General features: G+C 69.3%; 18 protein-coding genes. 4 read left to right on the forward strand and 14 right to left on the reverse strand.

Features of this window, described 5'->3' with window-relative positions; translation table 11 throughout:
- Positions 1-252: 252 nt before the first annotated feature.
- The 8 genes from AB0H36_RS17075 to glgC all read right to left on the reverse strand — a co-directional run bounded on the left by AB0H36_RS17075 (position 253) and on the right by glgC (position 8,311).
- Positions 253-978, reverse strand: a complete 726-nt coding sequence (locus AB0H36_RS17075) for an alpha/beta hydrolase (RefSeq protein ID WP_360523309.1) — start codon at positions 976-978, stop codon at positions 253-255.
- A complete protein-coding gene (locus tag AB0H36_RS17080; protein ID WP_360523313.1) occupies positions 975-1,988 on the reverse strand; it encodes an amidohydrolase family protein in 1,014 nt (337 codons plus the stop codon). Before AB0H36_RS17080 ends, AB0H36_RS17075 begins: the two co-directional genes overlap by 4 nt.
- Positions 1,988-2,506, reverse strand: coding sequence for a 3-hydroxyanthranilate 3,4-dioxygenase (locus AB0H36_RS17085; protein WP_360523316.1), 519 nt, complete (start codon positions 2,504-2,506; stop codon positions 1,988-1,990). Before AB0H36_RS17085 ends, AB0H36_RS17080 begins: the two co-directional genes overlap by 1 nt.
- 2 nt (positions 2,507-2,508) lie before the next feature.
- Entirely contained in the window at positions 2,509-2,934 is a 426-nt protein-coding gene (locus AB0H36_RS17090) for a RidA family protein (RefSeq protein WP_360523319.1), read from the reverse strand.
- A gap of 76 nt (positions 2,935-3,010) precedes the next feature.
- A complete protein-coding gene (locus AB0H36_RS17095; RefSeq protein ID WP_360523322.1) occupies positions 3,011-4,513 on the reverse strand; it encodes a 2-hydroxymuconic semialdehyde dehydrogenase in 1,503 nt (500 codons plus the stop codon).
- Positions 4,510-5,808, reverse strand: coding sequence for an NAD(P)/FAD-dependent oxidoreductase (locus tag AB0H36_RS17100; protein ID WP_360523325.1), 1,299 nt, complete (start codon positions 5,806-5,808; stop codon positions 4,510-4,512). The genes AB0H36_RS17095 and AB0H36_RS17100 overlap by 4 nt, the downstream gene beginning before the upstream one ends.
- The gene (gene kynU, locus AB0H36_RS17105) at positions 5,805-7,058 is read right to left on the reverse strand and encodes a kynureninase (RefSeq protein ID WP_360523328.1); all 1,254 of its coding nucleotides are present in this window, start codon (positions 7,056-7,058) and stop codon (positions 5,805-5,807) included. The genes AB0H36_RS17100 and kynU overlap by 4 nt, the downstream gene beginning before the upstream one ends.
- Entirely contained in the window at positions 7,055-8,311 is a 1,257-nt protein-coding gene (gene glgC, locus AB0H36_RS17110; protein WP_360523331.1) for a glucose-1-phosphate adenylyltransferase, read from the reverse strand. The genes kynU and glgC overlap by 4 nt, the downstream gene beginning before the upstream one ends.
- A 64-nt stretch (positions 8,312-8,375) precedes the next feature.
- Here glgC and AB0H36_RS17115 point away from each other — a divergent pair, with 64 nt between their 5' ends.
- Both AB0H36_RS17115 and glgA read left to right on the forward strand, forming a co-directional pair.
- Entirely contained in the window at positions 8,376-8,921 is a 546-nt protein-coding gene (locus AB0H36_RS17115) for a GNAT family N-acetyltransferase (RefSeq protein ID WP_360523334.1), read from the forward strand.
- Between the two features lie 18 nt (positions 8,922-8,939).
- On the forward strand, positions 8,940-10,097 hold the full coding sequence (glgA, locus tag AB0H36_RS17120; protein ID WP_360523337.1) for a glycogen synthase: 1,158 nt from the start codon (positions 8,940-8,942) through the stop codon (positions 10,095-10,097).
- Here glgA and AB0H36_RS17125 read toward each other — a convergent pair.
- From AB0H36_RS17125 to AB0H36_RS17140, 4 genes are all read right to left on the reverse strand, one after another.
- On the reverse strand, positions 10,087-10,539 hold the full coding sequence (locus AB0H36_RS17125; protein ID WP_360523340.1) for a group II truncated hemoglobin: 453 nt from the start codon (positions 10,537-10,539) through the stop codon (positions 10,087-10,089). The two genes, glgA and AB0H36_RS17125, sit on opposite strands and share 11 nt — an antisense overlap.
- Positions 10,540-10,585: 46 nt before the next feature.
- Positions 10,586-11,422: an AAC(3) family N-acetyltransferase gene (locus tag AB0H36_RS17130; protein ID WP_360523343.1), complete on the reverse strand. Its 837-nt coding sequence runs from the start codon at positions 11,420-11,422 to the stop codon at positions 10,586-10,588.
- Positions 11,423-12,940, reverse strand: a complete 1,518-nt coding sequence (locus AB0H36_RS17135) for a leucyl aminopeptidase family protein (RefSeq protein WP_360523346.1) — start codon at positions 12,938-12,940, stop codon at positions 11,423-11,425.
- A 138-nt stretch (positions 12,941-13,078) separates the two neighbouring features.
- Positions 13,079-13,246 carry a DUF3117 domain-containing protein gene (locus tag AB0H36_RS17140; RefSeq protein ID WP_012923066.1) on the reverse strand — a complete coding sequence of 56 codons (168 nt, stop codon included), beginning with the start codon at positions 13,244-13,246 and terminating at the stop codon, positions 13,079-13,081.
- A 163-nt stretch (positions 13,247-13,409) separates the two neighbouring features.
- Between AB0H36_RS17140 and AB0H36_RS17145 the strand changes: the two genes are divergently transcribed.
- Entirely contained in the window at positions 13,410-14,228 is an 819-nt protein-coding gene (locus tag AB0H36_RS17145) for a PaaX family transcriptional regulator C-terminal domain-containing protein (RefSeq protein ID WP_360523349.1), read from the forward strand.
- A 34-nt stretch (positions 14,229-14,262) separates the two neighbouring features.
- Complete coding sequence (locus tag AB0H36_RS17150; protein ID WP_360523352.1) at positions 14,263-15,054, forward strand: enoyl-CoA hydratase-related protein; 792 nt, start codon at positions 14,263-14,265, stop codon at positions 15,052-15,054.
- Positions 15,055-15,667: 613 nt separating this feature from the next.
- Here the strand turns inward: AB0H36_RS17150 and AB0H36_RS17155 are convergent.
- Entirely contained in the window at positions 15,668-16,228 is a 561-nt protein-coding gene (locus tag AB0H36_RS17155) for a DNA-3-methyladenine glycosylase I (protein ID WP_360523354.1), read from the reverse strand.
- Positions 16,225-16,647: a hypothetical protein gene (locus AB0H36_RS17160; protein ID WP_360523357.1), complete on the reverse strand. Its 423-nt coding sequence runs from the start codon at positions 16,645-16,647 to the stop codon at positions 16,225-16,227. Before AB0H36_RS17160 ends, AB0H36_RS17155 begins: the two co-directional genes overlap by 4 nt.
- Positions 16,648-16,657 lie beyond the last annotated feature (10 nt).

Here is a 16,657-nt window from a genome sequence, read left to right on the forward strand (position 1 = left end):
TGAGGTCGTGCCAGGGGCGGGGGTCGGAGGCGGACTGCCTCGGTGGTGTAGCCGCGGCCGGCGTACTCGGTGCTGTAGAGCTGGTACGAGAGCTCGTAGGCGTCCCAGTAGCTGACCTGCCGGAAGAACTCGATGTGGCCGACCATCACGTCGTCCCGGTCCCAGATCAGCAGCGTCCCCTCGTCACGCTCCCAGAACCCGGTCTCGGCACGACCACTTCACCGTTGAGCATGCCAACCCCCTCCTCAGGCTCTAGTGTCCGCTGAGGCGGGTGAGTTCGGCCGTGACCTCGTGAAAGGCTTCGGACTCGGGGTCGATAAGTTCGTAGTGGCCGGCGCCTTCGACTCGGTGGAAGCGGGCGGTGGGGTGGGCGGAGAAGTAGGACTCGGTGATGGTGATGGGGACCCGGAGGTCCGTGGTGCCGTGGATGAGGCTGACGGGGGCGATCGAGGCCGGTAGGTGCACCGGGTCGAGGTCGTTGCGTACGCCGCTGCCGATGAAGTCCTGTACGGCGCCATCGTCCAGCCCCAGGCGATCAGCCATGAGCAGATCCGCCACCGGGGCCAGCGCGATCACCCCACGGAGCCGGACCGGATTGAGCGTCGACGCCGCCCACAGAGCGAGTTGGCCGCCGGCGGAGTGACCCACCAGCAGGTAGCCGGCGTGTACGTCGACCAGGTCCGGCAGGCTGTCCAGCGCCGTACGCACGTCTGTCGTGGTGGCGTCGGGATCGCCCGGCACGCGCCGGTACTCCAGCGACACCACGGGCCAGCCGAGGTCGGCGAGCGCCTCGCAGAGCGGGCGGGCGTGCACCCGGTCGTAGTCCGGCCGCCAGAACCCGCCGTGCACGAAGACGACGAGTGGGCGGTACTCCTTGGCGTGCCAGTGGTCGATCACGTGGTCCTCGTGGTCGCCGTACCGCAACTGCTCGTCCGGCTCGCGCGCCTCGCGCGTGAGCACCGATCGGTCCTCGCTCATTCAGACCTCCCGAGACTGTGCTTATCTCCTAAAAAGTGCAGAGCGTTCGTGGAGAACAGCTTGTGCTGCTGGTCCGCGGTCAGGAAACCGGCCTTCCGTACCACCTCCCCGACCGGCCGCTCACCCAGTGGATAGGGATAGTCACTGCCGACCAGAACGCGGTCTTCCCCCACGGTATCCACAAGAAGCCGTAATGATGCCGATTCGAACACCACCGTGTCGACGAAGAACCGGTGCAGGTAGTACGACGGTGGGTGCTGCGAGCAACCACGCACGATGTCACCGCGCCGGTGCCAGGCGTTCTCCACCCGTCCCAGCCAGAACGCGAAACTCCCGCCCCCGTGGGCGAAACAGATCCGCAGCGACGGCGGCAGCCCGTCGAAGGCGCCGCCCAGGATCATCGCCAGCAGCGACAGATGCGTCTCGGCGGGCATCCCGGTCAGCCAGCGGGCCATCCAGCGGTCGAGTCGCGGCCCGCCCGGCATGTCCCACGGATGCACCAGGACCGGCGCCCCAACCCCGGCACAGTGGTTGAGGAAAGCAACGATCCCGGCGTCGTCCAGGTCCTTGTCGCCGACGTGGTTGCCGATCTCCACGCCCGCGTGGCCGGCCTCGAGACACCGGTCGAGCTCGGCACAGGCGGCGTCCGGGTCCTGCAACGGCACCTGGCAGAACGGCACGAACCGGTTGTCCCCGGCAAGTGTCTCCAGGGTGAGGTCGTTGAAGATCCGGGCCACCTTGACCGCCTGGTCGGCCGGCCGGTCGTAGGCGAAGAACACCGGCGTCGGCGAGACCACCTGGACATCGATGCCGTCGGCATCCATGTCGGCCCGCCGGACGGCCGGATCCCACGTCTGCGGGCCGATCGGCCGGAACTCCTCCGAGCCCACCATGATCATCGCGGCCCGCTCGGAGTCGATCCGCAGCCACGGCCAGCCGGAGCCGCCGCACGCTACCGAGAGATCCGGCCAGCCCTTCGGCACCAGGTGAGTGTGAACATCAACCGTCATCAGCCTTTGCCTGGGTGCATCGCGCCGCAGTTCGGGCAGGTGCGGGCCTCTTCGCTGTCGTAGAAGGCGTTGAAGACCGGTGGCAGGTCGGCGACGATGTCGTTCACCTGGAGCTCGACCTCGTGCACGATCGCGTTGCAGCTCTCGCAGTACCAGCGGAACTTCTCCAGCGTGCCCTGCTCGCGGACGCGCTCGATCACCAGGCCGATCGAGTCCGGGCCGCGCTGGGGCGAGTGCGGCATGTTCCGCGGCAGCACCCACATCTGGCCTTCGTCGATGTCGACCCGGGCCGGTCCGTCCTCGGTCATCACGTTGACGTGCAGGTGTCCCTTGATCTGGTAGAAGAACTCCTCGTACGGATCGACGTGGAAGTCGGTGCGCTGGTTCGGCCCGCCGACCACCATGGTGATGAAGTCGTCACCGGTCGGGAACATCTGCTTGTTGCCGACCGGCGGCTTGAGCAGGTGCTTGTTCTCCTCGATCCACTGCGGAAAGTTCGTCGACTCCAGATTGACCATCTCTAGCTCCTTTGCGGGCTGTGTCCTGGTGGGATGGCCGCAACGGCCTGTATCTCGATCAGCAGCTGGGGATGTGGCAGCTGATGGACTGCGACGGTTGTCCGGGCCGGCCCGGACTCGTCGAAGAATTCGGCGTACACCTCGTTGTACCCCCCGAAGTCGTTCATCGACACCAGGTACGTCGTGACGCACACCAGGTCCTCGAGCCCGGCGCCGACCGCGGCCAGGATGTCCCGGATGTTCTCCAGTACGGCGCGGGTCTGCTCCCGGATGTCCAGCGCCACCGTGCCCAGCGGGTCCACCGAGGCCCCGGCGATCGAGTTGTCCGGCCGCCGGCTCGACGTACCCGACACGTACGCGAACCCGTTGACGACCTTCACATGCGGAAACCGCCCCCGCGGCACCGCCTTCCCCGGTACGACGGTCATCGACGTCCTCGCTTCGCTCCGGGCGCCGATGAGACACGAAGCGGACTGTGCTTGATGGTGAACTCGCTTCGCTCGTTCACGAGAGCTCCACGCAGACGTTGGTGGGTTCGGAGTAGAAGTCGAGGGAGTGGCGGCCGCCCTCGCGGCCGATGCCGGACAGTTTCATGCCGCCGAACGGGGTGCGGAGGTCGCGGAGGAACCAGGTGTTGACCCAGACCAGGCCGACGTCCAGGGCCGAGCCGGCCCGGTGGGCGCGGCCGACGTCGCGGGTCCAGACGGTTGCCGCGAGCCCGTAGTCGGAGCCGTTCGCCAGCGCGTATGCCTCGTCCTCGGTGTCGAACGGGGCGATGTGGCAGATCGGGCCGAAGATCTCCTCGGTGTTGGTCCGGGCCTCGGGCGGCAGCCCGGTCACCACGGTCGGCTGGATGTAGCAGCCGCCGTCGCGGGCATCGCCGAACGAGGGTACGCCGCCGCCGGTCAGGATCTGTGCACCTTCGGCCCGGGCGAGGTCGTAGTACGACAGGACCTTGTCGCGGTGCTGCTTCGAGATCAGCGGCATGTTCATCGTCGCCTCGTCGGCCGGCCAGCCGTAAGTCAGCTCCGATGCCCGCTGCGCCAGCCGGGTGCAGAACTCGTCGAACACCGGCCGCTCGACGTACAGCCGCTCGGTGCACAGGCACACCTGGCCGCCGTTGGTGAAGACCGACCGCACCGACCCCTCGACCGCCGCGTCCAGATCGCTGTCGGCGAAGATCAGGCCGGCGTTCTTCCCGCCGAGCTCGAACGACACCGGCTTCACCCGGTCCGCGGCCACCTTCGCGATCGCCGTACCGGTGGCCGACTCGCCCGTGAAGGTGATCGCGTCGATCCCCGGGTGCCGGGTGAGGTACTCCCCCGCCGACGACGGACCGAAGCCGTGCACGAGGTTGAATACCCCAGCCGGTACTCCGGCCTCGGCCATCACCTCGGCCAGCACGGTCGCCGAGGCCGGCGTCTCCTCGGACGGCTTGACGATCACCGTATTGCCGCAGGCCAGCGCCGGCGCGACCTTCCAGGTGAGCAGCAGCAACGGCAGGTTCCAGGGCACGATGATCGCGACGACACCGACCGGTTTGCGTACGGCGTAGTTCAGAGCCCGCCGGCCATCCGGCAGGGCGGTCGTGTACGACTCGGTCGGCGCAGTCGTCGCGAAGTCCGCGAAGGCCCGGAAGTTCGCCGCACCCCGCGGGATGTCGAGCGTCCGCGCCTGGCTGATCGACTTCCCGGTGTCGCCGACCTCGGCCGCGACAAGGTCCTCGAACCGTCGCTCGAGCCCGTCCGCGACCCGGCGCAGTACGACGGCGCGCTCCTGCTCGCTCATCCGTCCCCACGGACCACGCAGGGCAGCCTGAGCGGCCTGCACGGCCGCGTCCACGGTCTCCTCGGACGCCTCACAGACGTCGAAGATCTGCTCGCCGGTGACCGGACTGAGCTTCGCGAACGTCGATCCGCCCTCGTCGAACGCGCCGTCGACGAAGTTCCGCAGCAGTCCGGGCTGCGACACCCGCCCGGCCAGGAGATCGGGACTCCAGAGGTTCATCGCCGCCTCCTTCTAGCCAGCCCGGCGAGCAGACCGGCGGTGAACGCGACTCCGACCCCCAGGACCTGGTGCTGACGCCGTACCCGCTGCTGTACCTCGGCATACGGCGTCGTGGAGAACGACACCAGTTCGTAGCGGGAGACGTACCGCCCCGGGAAGGCGCGCTCCAGCGCGTGCTCGATCCGCTTGGTCAGCCGGAAGACGGGGGACGCCACCTTGTCGCGCATCTCGACGAAGTTCGCCAGCGCCATGTCGGCGATCGCCTCGGTGTTCTCCCGGCGGCGCGCCTCGAACAGCGGCAGCGCCCGGGCCCACGAGCCACCGGTGTCGCCGAGGCAGCGGTCCAGCTCGACCACGTCCTCGAAGGCGCAGTTCGCGCCCTGCCCGTAGAACGGCACGATCGCGTGCGCTGCGTCGCCGATCAGCGCGGTCCGGCCGTGCGCCTGCCACGGCAGGGCGTGCACGGTGCCGAGCACCCCGACCGGGTTGTTCAGATAATCGCTGACCAGGTCCGGTGCCAACGGCAACAGGTCCGGGTAGTGCTCGCGGAAGTGCGCCTCGATCCCGGCGGCGTCGGTGAGCGCGTCGAAGGAGCCGGCCGGCCAGAACAGCGTGCAGGTGAACGACTTGTCCGGATTCGGCAGGGCGATCATCATCGAGGTCCCGCGCGGCCAGATGTGCAGGGCACCCGGGTCCAGCGCGAAGTCCCCGCCGGCGGCCGGGATCGACAACTCCTTGTACCCGTAGTCCAGGAAGTCCACGTGTTCGGCAACGATGCCCTCAGCAAGCATCTGCTCACGGACCGCCGAGCCGGCGCCGTCGGCGCCCAGCACGACATCCGCCTCGGCCGCCACCTTCCCGGACGGGGTCGCGAACACCATCCGCCCGGCGGCTGAGTCCAGCTCGACCAGCCGGTGCTCGAAGACCACCGACACCCCGGGGGCGGCCGCGGCCGCCGACAGGAGCGCGTTGTTCAGCGCGCCGCGGCTGATCGAGTTGATCGCCCGCTCGCCGTCGGCGGAGTACTGCTGGAAGTCCAGCGGCCCGTCGACCGGATGGATCATCCGGCCCTTCATCGGCAGCGCGTCGGCCATCACCTGCTCGACCAGCCCGATCCGGCGCAACGCGTCCAGCCCGCGTTCGGAGATGGCCAGGTTGATGGACCGGCCGCGCTCGGCCTGACCAATGCGCGGATCCGGCCGGCGCTCGTACAGCGTCACCTCCAGGCCGCGCCGGGCCAGGAAGCAGGCGAGCAGGCTCCCGGTCAGCCCGGCTCCCACGATCGCGATCTTCACTCCGGCTCCACCTGGGTCAGTGCCGACGCCGCGCGCCAGCAGTCGTGGTACGTCGAGTACAGCGGCACCGGCGCCAACCGCAGTACGTCGGGCTCGCGGGAGTCCGCGATCACGCCGTACTCGAACCTGAGCCGCTTCGCGAGCTCACCGGCTGTCATCGCAGCATCGATCCGCAACGACAGCTGCGCGCCGCGCCGGGCGGGGTCGGTCGGCGTGATCACCCGCCCGATCGTGACCCCGGCCAGCAGCTTCTCCAGGTACGCCGTCAGCCGCAGACTGCGCTCGCGCAACGCGACCATGCCGACCCGATCGAAGAGCTCCAGCGAGGTCCGCACGGGACTCATCGAGAAGATCGGCGGGTTCGAGACCTGCCACGCGTCTGCGGACGCCGGCGGACGCGCCTCCGGCGCCATCTCGAACCGCGTGGACGGCTCGGTGCTCCACCAGCCCTCGAACCGCGGCAGGTCGCCGCCGAGGTGGCGCTCGTGCACGAAGGCGCCGGCCAGCGCGCCCGGCCCGGAGTTGAGGTACTTGTACGAGCACCAGGCGGCGAAGTCCACACCCCAGTCGTGCAGCGACAGCGGCACGTTCCCGGCCGCGTGGGCCAGGTCCCAGCCGACCACCGCGCCCGCCGCGTGACCGGCCTTGGTGATCGTCGGGATGTCCATCAACTCACCGGTCAGGTAGTTCACCCCGCCGAGCAGCACCAGGGCCACGTCGCCACCCAGTTGCTCGACGACGTCCGACGTACGCAGGGTGTCCTCGCCGGGACGGGGCCGGAGGCGGATGATCGCGTCGTCGGCGTCGTACCCGTGGAAACGGGCCTGGGAGCGGACCGCGTAGCTGTCGGACGGGAAGGCCGAGTCCTCGATCACGATCCGGTGCCGCGACGCGGTCGGGCGGTAGAACGAGACCATCAGCAGGTGCAGGTTGACCGTGAGCGAGTTCATCACCACGGTCTCGCCCGGCAGCGCGCCGACCAGGCGGGCCGCCGGTCCGGTCAGCAGCTCGTGGTACGGCAGCCACGGCCGGTCCGCGTCCAGGTGTCCCTCGACGCCGAGCGCGGCCCAGGAGTCCAGGTCCTCGAGCAGCTCGGTCCGGGTCGCCTTGGGACGCAGGCCGAGCGAGTTCCCGGCGAAGTAGGCGACCTCGGGGTAGCTGCCGCCCTGGGCCGGAGGCACATCGAAGAGGTCCCGGTGCCCGGGGTCCGCGGCATCGAGCTTCAGCGCCTCCTCCTCCAGCGCGCTCACGCCCCGGCGACCTCGTCCTTCGCCCGGGCCGGCTCGATCACCTGGCCCTTGCCGAGCACGGTCACGCCGCCCTTGGACACGGTGAAGCCGCGCTCGCGGTCGTAGTCCGGGTCGACGCCGATCTCGACCCCGTCCGGGACCACCACGTTCTTGTCCAGGATGACGTTCTTCAGCACGGCGTTCGCGCCGATCCGGCAGTTGTCCATGATCACCGCGCGCTCGATGGACGCGCCGGCGCTGACGATCACGTTGGAGCCCAGCACCGAGTGCTCCACGGTCGCCCCGGTCACCACCGAGCCCTGGCAGACGATCGACTCGCCGACCGTGGCGTCGTCAGTGAACTTCGCGCCCGGAAGCTGCGGATGCGAGGTGAAGATCGGCCAGTCGGAGTTGTACAGGTTGAACACCGGCTGGATCGAGACCAGGTCCATGTGCGCCTCGTGGTAGGAGTCCAGCGACCCCACGTCCCGCCAGTACGAGCGGTCCCGGTCCAGCGCGCCCGGGACGTCGTTCTCCTTGAAGTCGTAGACCCCGGCCTTGCCCTCGGCAACCAGCATCGGGACGATGTCGCCGCCCATGTCGTGCCGGGACGCCGGGTTGGCGGCGTCCTTGCGCAGCGCCTCCACCAGGACGTCGGCGCTGAACACGTAGTTGCCCATCGACGCGAACGTCTCGTCCGGCGAGTCCGGCAGCCCGGGCGGGTCGGCCGGCTTCTCCAGGAACTCCTCGATGGCGTGCCCGTCCGGACCGGTCTTGATCACGCCGAACTCGGTCGCCTCCACCCGCGGCACCCGGATCCCGGCCACGGTCACGCCGTTCCCGCGCTCCAGGTGCGCCGCCACCATCTGGGAGGCGTCCATCCGGTACACGTGGTCGGCGCCGAACACCACGATGATGTCGGGCTTGTGGTCGTTGATCAGGTTCATCGACTGGTAGATCGCGTCCGCGCTGCCCTGGTACCACTGCGGGCCGAGCCGCTGCTGGGCCGGGACGCAGGTGACGAAGTTGCCGAGCAGGGTCGACAGCCGCCAGGTGAGCGTGACGTGCCGGTCCAGTGAGTGCGACTTGTACTGGGTCAGCACGCACAGGTTGCGATAGCCGGCGTTCGCGAGGTTCGACAGCACGAAGTCGATCAGGCGGTAACTGCCGCCGAACGGCACCGCGGGTTTGGCCCGGTCGGCCGTCAGCGGCATCAGCCGCTTCCCCTCGCCACCAGCCAGGACGATTCCGAGAACTTTGGGCGCCTTTGCCATGTCCGCACCTTAGTCCGCGATCCCCCGAGGCATAAGCGCTTGCGAGTGTCGCGACACTGTGTAGATGCCAATCCTCATCGTGCCGACCGTCGCCGTTCACCGTTCGTTCCTGGCGGCCTGGGACGAGCTGGGGCCGGTCCACGAGCGGTGGATGGGCGCCAAGTCGATCGCGAACGACGACGAGGAGTGGACCCGGGAGCAGGCGGAAGACCCGGCAGAGTTCCACCGGCTGGTCGAGGCGATCAAGGCCGAGGCGGACCCGGCGACCGAGCTCCCGCCCGGTATCGTGCACCAGACGGTGCTCTGGTACGTCGACGGCGTCGAGTTCCTGGGCCGGCTGTCGATCCGGCACTGGCTGACCCCGCCGCTGCTCGAGGTCGCCGGCCACATCGGGTACTGCGTCCGCCCGTCGGCCCGCCGCCAGGGCCACGGAACCCGGATGCTGGTCCAGTCCCTCCCCCTCGCCGCCAACCTCGGCATCGACCCCGCCCTGGTCACCTGTGACACGAACAACCTCGGCTCCCGGCGCGTGATCGAGGCCGCCGGTGGCGAGCTGGAAGACGAGCGACACGGAAAGCTGCGTTTCTGGGTACCGACACATGTCGCCTGATGTCCTAGGGTCGGGCTCATGAAGGTGGCGATCCTGACGCGTGAGTTTCCTCCGGACGTGTACGGCGGGGCGGGGGTGCACGTGGACTTCCTGGTCCGCGAGCTGCGCCGCCTGCTCGACGTGGACGTGCACTGCATGGGCGAGCCCCGGCTGGGCGCGATCGCGCACTCCGAGGAGGACGCGCGGATGCCGGAGGCGAACGCGGCGCTGCGCATCCTGTCCACGGACCTGACCATGACCGCCGCGGTCGGTGACTCGCAGCTCGTGCACTCCCACACCTGGTACGCGAACATGGCCGGCCACTGGGCCAAGCTCCTGTACGGCGTCCCGCACGTGGTGACCGCGCACTCGCTGGAGCCCCGCCGCCCGTGGAAGGCCGAGCAGCTGGGCGGCGGCTACGCCCTGTCCAGCTGGGCCGAGCGTACGGCGTACGAGGCCGCCGACGCCGTGGTCGCGGTCAGTCGCGGGATGCGGGACGACGTACTGGACTGCTACCCCGCGATCGACCCCGCCAAGGTGCACGTGATCTCGAACGGCATCGACGCCGACTTCTACCGCCCCGACCCCTCGACCAGCGTGCTGGAACGGCTCGGGGTCGACCTGAACCGCCCGTACGTGACGTTCGTCGGCCGGATCACCCGGCAGAAGGGCGTCCCGCACCTGCTCCGGGCCGGCCTGCGGCTGGACCCGTCTGTCCAGCTGGTTCTGCTGGCCGGCGCGGCCGACACGGTCGAGCTCAAGGCCGAGACCGACGCGCTGATCGACGACCTGAAGGCAACCCGGGACGGCGTGTTCGTGGTCTCCGAGATGCTGCCGCGCGAGGACGTCCGGCAGGTGCTGACGCACGCGCTGGCGTTCTGCTGCCCGTCGGTCTACGAGCCGCTCGGCATCGTCAACCTGGAGGCGATGGCGTGCGAGACGGCCGTCGTCGCGAGCGCGGTCGGCGGCATCCCCGAGGTCGTCGACGACGGCGTCACCGGCACCCTGGTCCGGTACGACGAGAACGACATCGACGCCTTCGAGCACAGCCTCGCCGCCGGCATCAACGACCTCATCGACAACCCGGCCAAGGCCGCGGCGATGGGCAAGGCGGGCCGCGAACGTGCCGTGTCCGAGTTCGGCTGGGACGCGGTCGCCGAGCGCACCGTCGAGCTCTACACCACGCTCACCCGATAATCAGGCCGTCCCAGGACCAGCGGGGGATCGACAGGTCGGCGGGAACGTCGTCGGCTGACCAGTGGTACTTCGCCATCGCAACCGTCGTCGCCCAGGCGAAGTAGTCGTGCAGTACGGCGCGCAGCCGCTCGTCCGCATCCAGGCCGGTGTCGCTCAACGCCTGGTCGAAACAGGCGATCGCCCGCCGGTCCATCTCCTCATGCGGCCCGTTCCCGCTGTGCAACCGGACGACGTACGTCTCATCTCCGTAGTCCTCGCTGTACGTCGGCGGCCCACCCAACGCCTCACCCCAGTACGCCGCCAACCGCTCACTGTGCTTCGGGTGAAACCCATGGCTGAACGCGTGGCTCACCACCTCGTCCGCCATCACCCGCTCATGCCACGCACGAGCCAACCGCAACATCCCCGCCGCCCCACCCGCAGCCTCAAACACCGTAGCCATTCCCCACCTTCTACACCCCACCGGTACGTGCTCGCCACGCCCACGCTCAACGCTGGAGGAAAGCCAACCGCTGCTCGAACGCCGCGCCGCAGCGGCAGTCCTTGTCCTCACACAGGAGCGCCGCCGGGTCAGCGGTGATCAGGCGGGTGGCGCATGCCAGGACGTCCCGGACGGCGATCAGGCGGGCGCGGCAGTTGCCGATGCGCAACTCGCGCGTATGGGGTCGCAGCTCGGGTTCGATCTCGTCGAAGCGGTGGCTCTCGCCGGAGACGTTCGACAGCTCCATCCACGCGCCGGGGCCCGCCTTGGCGTACCGGTAGAACAGCGACCGGCCCAGGTGCTGTTCGGCGAGGTGGATGGTCGTGTTCGAGGTGTGGCCGACACCGAGCAGCAGGACATGGCCACCCAGCTCGGCAAGCGCCTCGATCGGTCCGAGCGGCCAGTCCAGCCGTTGAGCCGCGATCAGCTCACGCGCATGCGCGCCGACCGCAAGGAAGGAGAACAGCGGGTGTGTGCCCCGCTCGTGCTCATAGCCCACGCGCAACGCCTCGGGGATGCGTCCAAGCCATCCGTCGACCGGCAGGTCCGGCGTGAACGGGACCGCCTTCTCCACCGCGTCGTCGAAGGCTGCCCAGGTCTCTGCGTTGTAGTACGCGTTGTGCGGCCGAACCAGCCCCGGCGGAGCGGGCAAGCCAGTCAGCTCCCAACTCCCGCCGACCATCATCACGGTCCCACAGGTCCCGACCAACGCCCGACAGACGGCGTCAGCCCCACCCTCAACCCACCCAAACGACCGCAACGAGCCATGCACAACCACCGCCGCCCCCGAGTCCAGCCCCAACCCAGCCAGACCCTGAGCAATCTCAGCTTCCGTGACAACCATTCAGTTGATGCCGGCGGTGGGGGTGGGGGAGGTCAGCCAGGTTGTGAGGAGGCGGGCGCCGGCTCCGGTGGCGCCGGGGGTGTACTCGAGGCGGTCGGCCGGCGACTCCGCGATCGACGAGAGGTCGAGGTGGGCCCACGGGATGTCCCCCGCGAAGGCCTTCAGGAAGAGGGCGGCGGTGATGGACCCCGGCCCCTTCGAACTGTTGACCGAGTCCGCGATCGGAGTGGCGATCAGCTCCTGGTACTCCGGCGCCAGCGGCATCCGCCAAAGCTCCTCCCCCGACACCCGCCCCGCATCCGCCAGGTTGTCGGCCAACGCGTCGTCGGTCGCGAACAACCCGCCGTACAACATCGACCCCAGCGAGACCTTGATCGCGCCGGTCAGCGTCGCGATGTCGACGATGACGTCAGGCTCGAGCTCCTTGACCGCATACGCGAGCCCATCGGCGAGGACCAGCCGACCCTCGGCGTCGGTGTTCTTCACCTCGGTGGTCCGCCCGCCGTAGTGCCGGATCACGTCGTCCGGCCGGTACGCCGTACCCGACGGCATGTTCTCCGCCGCACAGATCAACCCGGTCACCCGCACCTGAGCCCCAAGGTCACGCAAAGCGGACAGCGTGGCGATCACCGACCCGCCGCCGGTCATGTCTCGCTTCATCGACACCATGCTCTCGCGCGGCTTCAGCGACAGACCGCCGGTGTCGTAGGTGATCCCCTTCCCGACGAGTACGACGTACGGCGTGTCGTCACCAGCCCCCACCGGGACATAGTCGAGCCGGATGAACCGAGGCGGCCGACTCGACCCCTTCCCGACCGCGAGGATCCCGCCGAACCCATCCGCCGCCAACTGCTTCTCGTCCCACACCGTCACGTCGAGACCGGACTCGGCAGCCAGCTCCGTGGCCCGAGCCGCCAGCCACGCCGGGTCCTTCTCGTTCGACGGCGTGGTGGCGAACTGCCGGGCCAGCCACCCGGTCCGGCCGATCACGGCCCCGCGGTCGAGCTCGATCTGCCGGTCGTCGTCGGAGCCGTCGGTGACGGTCACCCGCGCCACCACCGGCTTCCCCGGATCAACCGTCTTCAGGGTGTACGTGAACGACCCCAGTACGACGCCCTCGGCAAAGGCCTGCAGCACCGCGTCATCGATGCCGTCGGCAACTACCGTGGTGAGGTCGTCCTTGCCGCGGCCGAATCTGGCGATCGCCGCACCGGCGTGTCGCAGGTCCTTGGCGCTGCCGTCGCCGGCCCCGACCAGCAGGATCTCGGCCACCTCGCCGGTCAGCAGCGGGTACGACGCGGTCGCGCCGGCCGTCGTACCGAAGCCGGTCGCCTGCTGTGCCTCCAGCAGTCGGGAGAGGTCCACACCGAGGCGTTCGCCGGCGTCCTTCGCGGCGGCCGGCAGGCCGCTCTCGCCGACCACGATCACCCAGGTCGAGGCGCCGTGCACCGGCAGCCCGGGCTGCCACGCCACGACCGGAAGGGTGGGGAACGCGAACTTGCTGCTGCGGCGAGCCACTAGGAGGACCTCACTGTTTGATCAAAAGTTGTCGTAAACGCCCGGCCAACCGTAACGACCCCGGCCGGTGCCACAAAAGGCACCCACCGGGGTCGTTGTAGATATGTCAAGGAGTGCGTGGCACCCCGGGGAGAGCGCTCAGCCGACAACGGCCTTGAGCGCGTTGCCGAGCTCGGTCGCTTCGTCGGCGTTCAGCTCGACGACGAGCCGACCGCCGCCCTCGAGCGGAACCCGCATCACGATCCCCCGCCCCTCCTTGGTGACCTCGAGCGGACCATCGCCCGTCCGCGGCTTCATCGCCGCCATGCGCGCACCCCTTCCCAGTGTCGGTGTTGAGCGACGACACCGCACTGGGTACCGTCTCCGGCGCGTGCGGTGATGCGCCGTCGGCGCGTATCGCAGTGTGTATCAGGACCCATTATTCCCGATCACAGGCCAGAGCCGCGCACCATACGGCAGACTCAGGCACGTGCACGCCCGTTCTGCCCTCTTCGACCTGTACGGCGACCACCTGCGCGCGCGAGGTGGCCGGGCCCCAGTCGCGGCCCTGGTCCGGCTGCTCGCACCGCTCGGCGTCCAGCCGCCCGCGGTGCGTACGGCGGTGTCGCGGATGGTCCGCCAGGCCTGGCTCGAGCCCGTCCGGATCGACGGCCAGCCCGGGTACGAGCTGACCGCCCGGGCGCGTCGCCGGCTGGACGACGCGGCCGCCCGGATCTACCGCACTCCGCCGGAGGGAGCCGCTGGCAACGGTTCCGGCGGCGGTGCCGGCGACTGGGACCGGCACTGGCACCTGGGGATCCTCCGGGAGGTGCCGAACGCCCGCCGCCGCGAGCAGCTCGCGAGCCAGCTCGCCTTCCTGGGTTGGGCTCCGCTGTCCGACGGCGCCTGGGTCGGCCTGCGCAACGACGCGGAGGTGGACCAGATTCTCGGCGCGGAGGGAATCGCGGCGGACCGGTTCCGGGCCCCGGTCGACGACGGCGCGGTGGAGTTCGCCCGCCGGGTCTGGAAGCTGGACGAGCTCGGCGCGTCGTACGACGCCTGGCTGATCGAGGCGAAGGCGCTGGTCGAGGGCGCCGGCGACGACACCACCGACGAGCAGGCCTTCGCCGTCCGGTCGGAACTGGTGCACGAGTGGCGCAAGTTCCTGTTCCTGGACCCGGGGTTGCCGGCCGAGCTGCTGCCGGCCGGCTGGGCCGGGACCAGGGCGGCCGCGTTCTTCGATTTCCACGCCGAACGACTGAGCCCCGCGGCCGGGCGTTTCGTCGACGACTGCCTGACGCTTCACTGAGTTTCCGTCACCGACTGTCAAGGAGCTGACCACGATGAGTGACTCCGTCACCTACGCCGTGACCGACGGCGTAGCCACCATCACGCTGGACCGGCCGGACGCGATGAACGCGCTCGACACGCCGACCAAGGTCCTGCTCCGCGACAGCGTGCTGGCCGCCGCGGAAGACGACGCCGTCCGGGTCGTCGTCCTGACCGGGACCGGCCGGGCGTTCTGCGTCGGGCAGGACCTGAAGGAGCACATCGGGCTGCTCGAGGCGAACGACACGGCCGCGTTGTGGAGCACCGTCCCAGACCACTTCGCGCCGATCGCGCTGGCGCTGGCCGAGATGCCGAAGCCGGTGATCGCGGCGGTGAACGGGGTCGCGGCCGGGGCCGGCGCGTCGATGGCGTTCGCGTGCGACTTCCGGATCGTCTCCGACACGGCCGGGTTCAACCTCGCCTTCACCGGGATCGCGCTGTCCTGCGACACCGGGATCTCGTGGACGCTCCCCCGGCTGATCGGGCGGGCGAAGGCGCTCGAGCTGCTCTACTTCCCGCGGACGGTACGCGCCGACGAGGCGTTGACGCTCGGCTTGGCGACGAGCGTCGTACCGGCGGCCGAGTTCGAGGCGGCGGTCGGCGAACTCGCGGCGAAGCTGGCGGCCGGGCCGACGGTCGCGTACGGCGCGGTACGGCAGTCGGTCGGCTACTCGGCCACCCACACGCTGGCCGAGGCGCTCGTGTTCGAGGCCGGCAAGATGGAGCTGACCGGCGACACCGAAGACCACCGCAACGCAGTCACCGCCTTCGTCACCAAACAAACCCCCACCTTCAAGGGCCGCTAGGTCCTCGGTGCCTTCGGCAAGGACAACTTGAAGGCGACGTACCTGCGACTGAAGGCGGCCGCAACCGGATACGGCGGCATCGCAACTGATGCCTCCAGCAACGTTCACCACGCACTCGCGGTGCAGGACGCGCCGGACCACCACGACCTCGACACCTCGCGTGCCCGGGGGAGTCCGGCGCGTGATCCGTTTGCTGAAGCCAACGCCTACTTGACGACGACGCAGACCGGCCTGCAGGTGTCGGGACTCACGGGTTCCGCAGACCGCCTGCTTCACCATGCACCGCTTCCTCAGCCCGGCCCGCGAGAACTCCGCGCCCGGACCGTTGGTGGGCCCCCCGACCGCGTTCCGGCCGGGCGAGTCACGGCCGGACAACCACCTGACAGCCGGGGAGCCCGGTGAATACCTCATCACGTACAGCACCCGGAACACAACTCGTTCAGCCGTTTGTGTTCCCCTTATTTTCAACATTCCTCGGTGCACTCTGCAGATGCACGAGCTAGCTGCACGTGCACCGAGTCAACCTGGACATTCCGGTTAGCGGGCTATGCCGGTCAGGCCCTGTTCACCTGGCGGCCTATGCACGTCTTTCTCCCTCAATCACCGCGGCGCGTCAGCGTGCGATGCAGGTCGACAAGTGGTCGTTGACGATCCCCGTGGCCTGCATCAGCGCGTAAGCGGTGGTGGGACCAACGAACACGAAACCCTTCTTCTTAAGGCCTTTCGACATCGCCACCGACTCCGGCGTCGTAGCAGGTACGTCGCCCAGCGTCTTCGGCGCCTTGTGCTCGGCCGGCCGGAACGACCACAGCAACTCGGTGAACTCCCCCTCGTCCAGCTCCAACAACGCGCGCGCGTTCGAGATGGTCGCGTTGATCTTCAGCCGGTTGCGGACGATGCCGGTATCCGCCATCAAGCGCTCGAAGTCGTCGGCGCCGTACTTCGCGATCACCGCCGGGTCGAAGTGCGCGAACGCGGCCCGGAAGTTCTCCCGCTTCCGCAGGATCGTGATCCACGACAGCCCCGACTGGAACCCCTCCAACGTCATCCGCTCGAACAACCCGACGTCGTCGCGGATCTCCTTGCCCCACTCGTTGTCGTGGTACTCGACGTACTCCGGCGCCGACGTCGCCCACCCGCACCGCGGCTGCCCGTCCGGCCCGATCACCGTCACCGCTCCACCTCCCGCACCAGCCGCCGCAACGACACCCGCATCAACACCTCGAACACCGGCCGCACCACCGGCCACACCGCAACGCCCACCCTCCCCAACGGCGGCACAACATCCTCCGACCACGTGAAAACGCTCGCACCCCCAGACGTCCCCGCTGCCCGGTCGGCCGACACCGCGGCGTCGCCGCCCGCAGACGTCTCCGGTGCACGGTCGGTCGATACCGCGGCGTCGCTGCCCGCAGACGTGCCGGCAGCGCGGTCGGCCGATGCCCCGGCGTCGCTGCCCGCAGACGTCTCCGGTGCACGGTCGGTCGATACCGCGGCGTCGCTGCCGGCAGACATGCCGGCCGCGTGGTTGGTCGAGACGGGACTGATGGCGAACGTCCCCGTGCCGCGCACGACGGTGCCCAGATGCTTCACCGTGCACTCC

Source organism: Kribbella sp. NPDC050820 (genome assembly GCF_040653975.1).
In the GTDB taxonomy this organism is placed as follows: Bacteria; Actinomycetota; Actinomycetes; order Propionibacteriales; family Kribbellaceae; genus Kribbella.

What these genes read in the sequence shown, in the direction of transcription:
- AB0H36_RS17075 (WP_360523309.1), bottom strand. Translation starts at nt 978, where the DNA reads ATGAGCGAGGACCGATCGGTGCTCACGCGCGAGGCGCGCGAGCCGGAC.
- AB0H36_RS17080 (WP_360523313.1), bottom strand. Translation starts at nt 1,988, where the DNA reads ATGACGGTTGATGTTCACACTCACCTGGTGCCGAAGGGCTGGCCGGAT.
- AB0H36_RS17085 (WP_360523316.1), bottom strand. Translation starts at nt 2,506, where the DNA reads ATGGTCAATCTGGAGTCGACGAACTTTCCGCAGTGGATCGAGGAGAAC.
- AB0H36_RS17090 (WP_360523319.1), bottom strand. Translation starts at nt 2,934, where the DNA reads ATGACCGTCGTACCGGGGAAGGCGGTGCCGCGGGGGCGGTTTCCGCAT.
- AB0H36_RS17095 (WP_360523322.1), bottom strand. Translation starts at nt 4,513, where the DNA reads ATGAACCTCTGGAGTCCCGATCTCCTGGCCGGGCGGGTGTCGCAGCCC.
- glgC (WP_360523331.1), bottom strand. Translation starts at nt 8,311, where the DNA reads ATGGCAAAGGCGCCCAAAGTTCTCGGAATCGTCCTGGCTGGTGGCGAG.
- AB0H36_RS17115 (WP_360523334.1), top strand. Translation starts at nt 8,376, where the DNA reads ATGCCAATCCTCATCGTGCCGACCGTCGCCGTTCACCGTTCGTTCCTG.
- glgA (WP_360523337.1), top strand. Translation starts at nt 8,940, where the DNA reads ATGAAGGTGGCGATCCTGACGCGTGAGTTTCCTCCGGACGTGTACGGC.
- AB0H36_RS17125 (WP_360523340.1), bottom strand. Translation starts at nt 10,539, where the DNA reads ATGGCTACGGTGTTTGAGGCTGCGGGTGGGGCGGCGGGGATGTTGCGG.
- AB0H36_RS17130 (WP_360523343.1), bottom strand. Translation starts at nt 11,422, where the DNA reads ATGGTTGTCACGGAAGCTGAGATTGCTCAGGGTCTGGCTGGGTTGGGG.
- AB0H36_RS17140 (WP_012923066.1), bottom strand. Translation starts at nt 13,246, where the DNA reads ATGGCGGCGATGAAGCCGCGGACGGGCGATGGTCCGCTCGAGGTCACC.
- AB0H36_RS17150 (WP_360523352.1), top strand. Translation starts at nt 14,263, where the DNA reads ATGAGTGACTCCGTCACCTACGCCGTGACCGACGGCGTAGCCACCATC.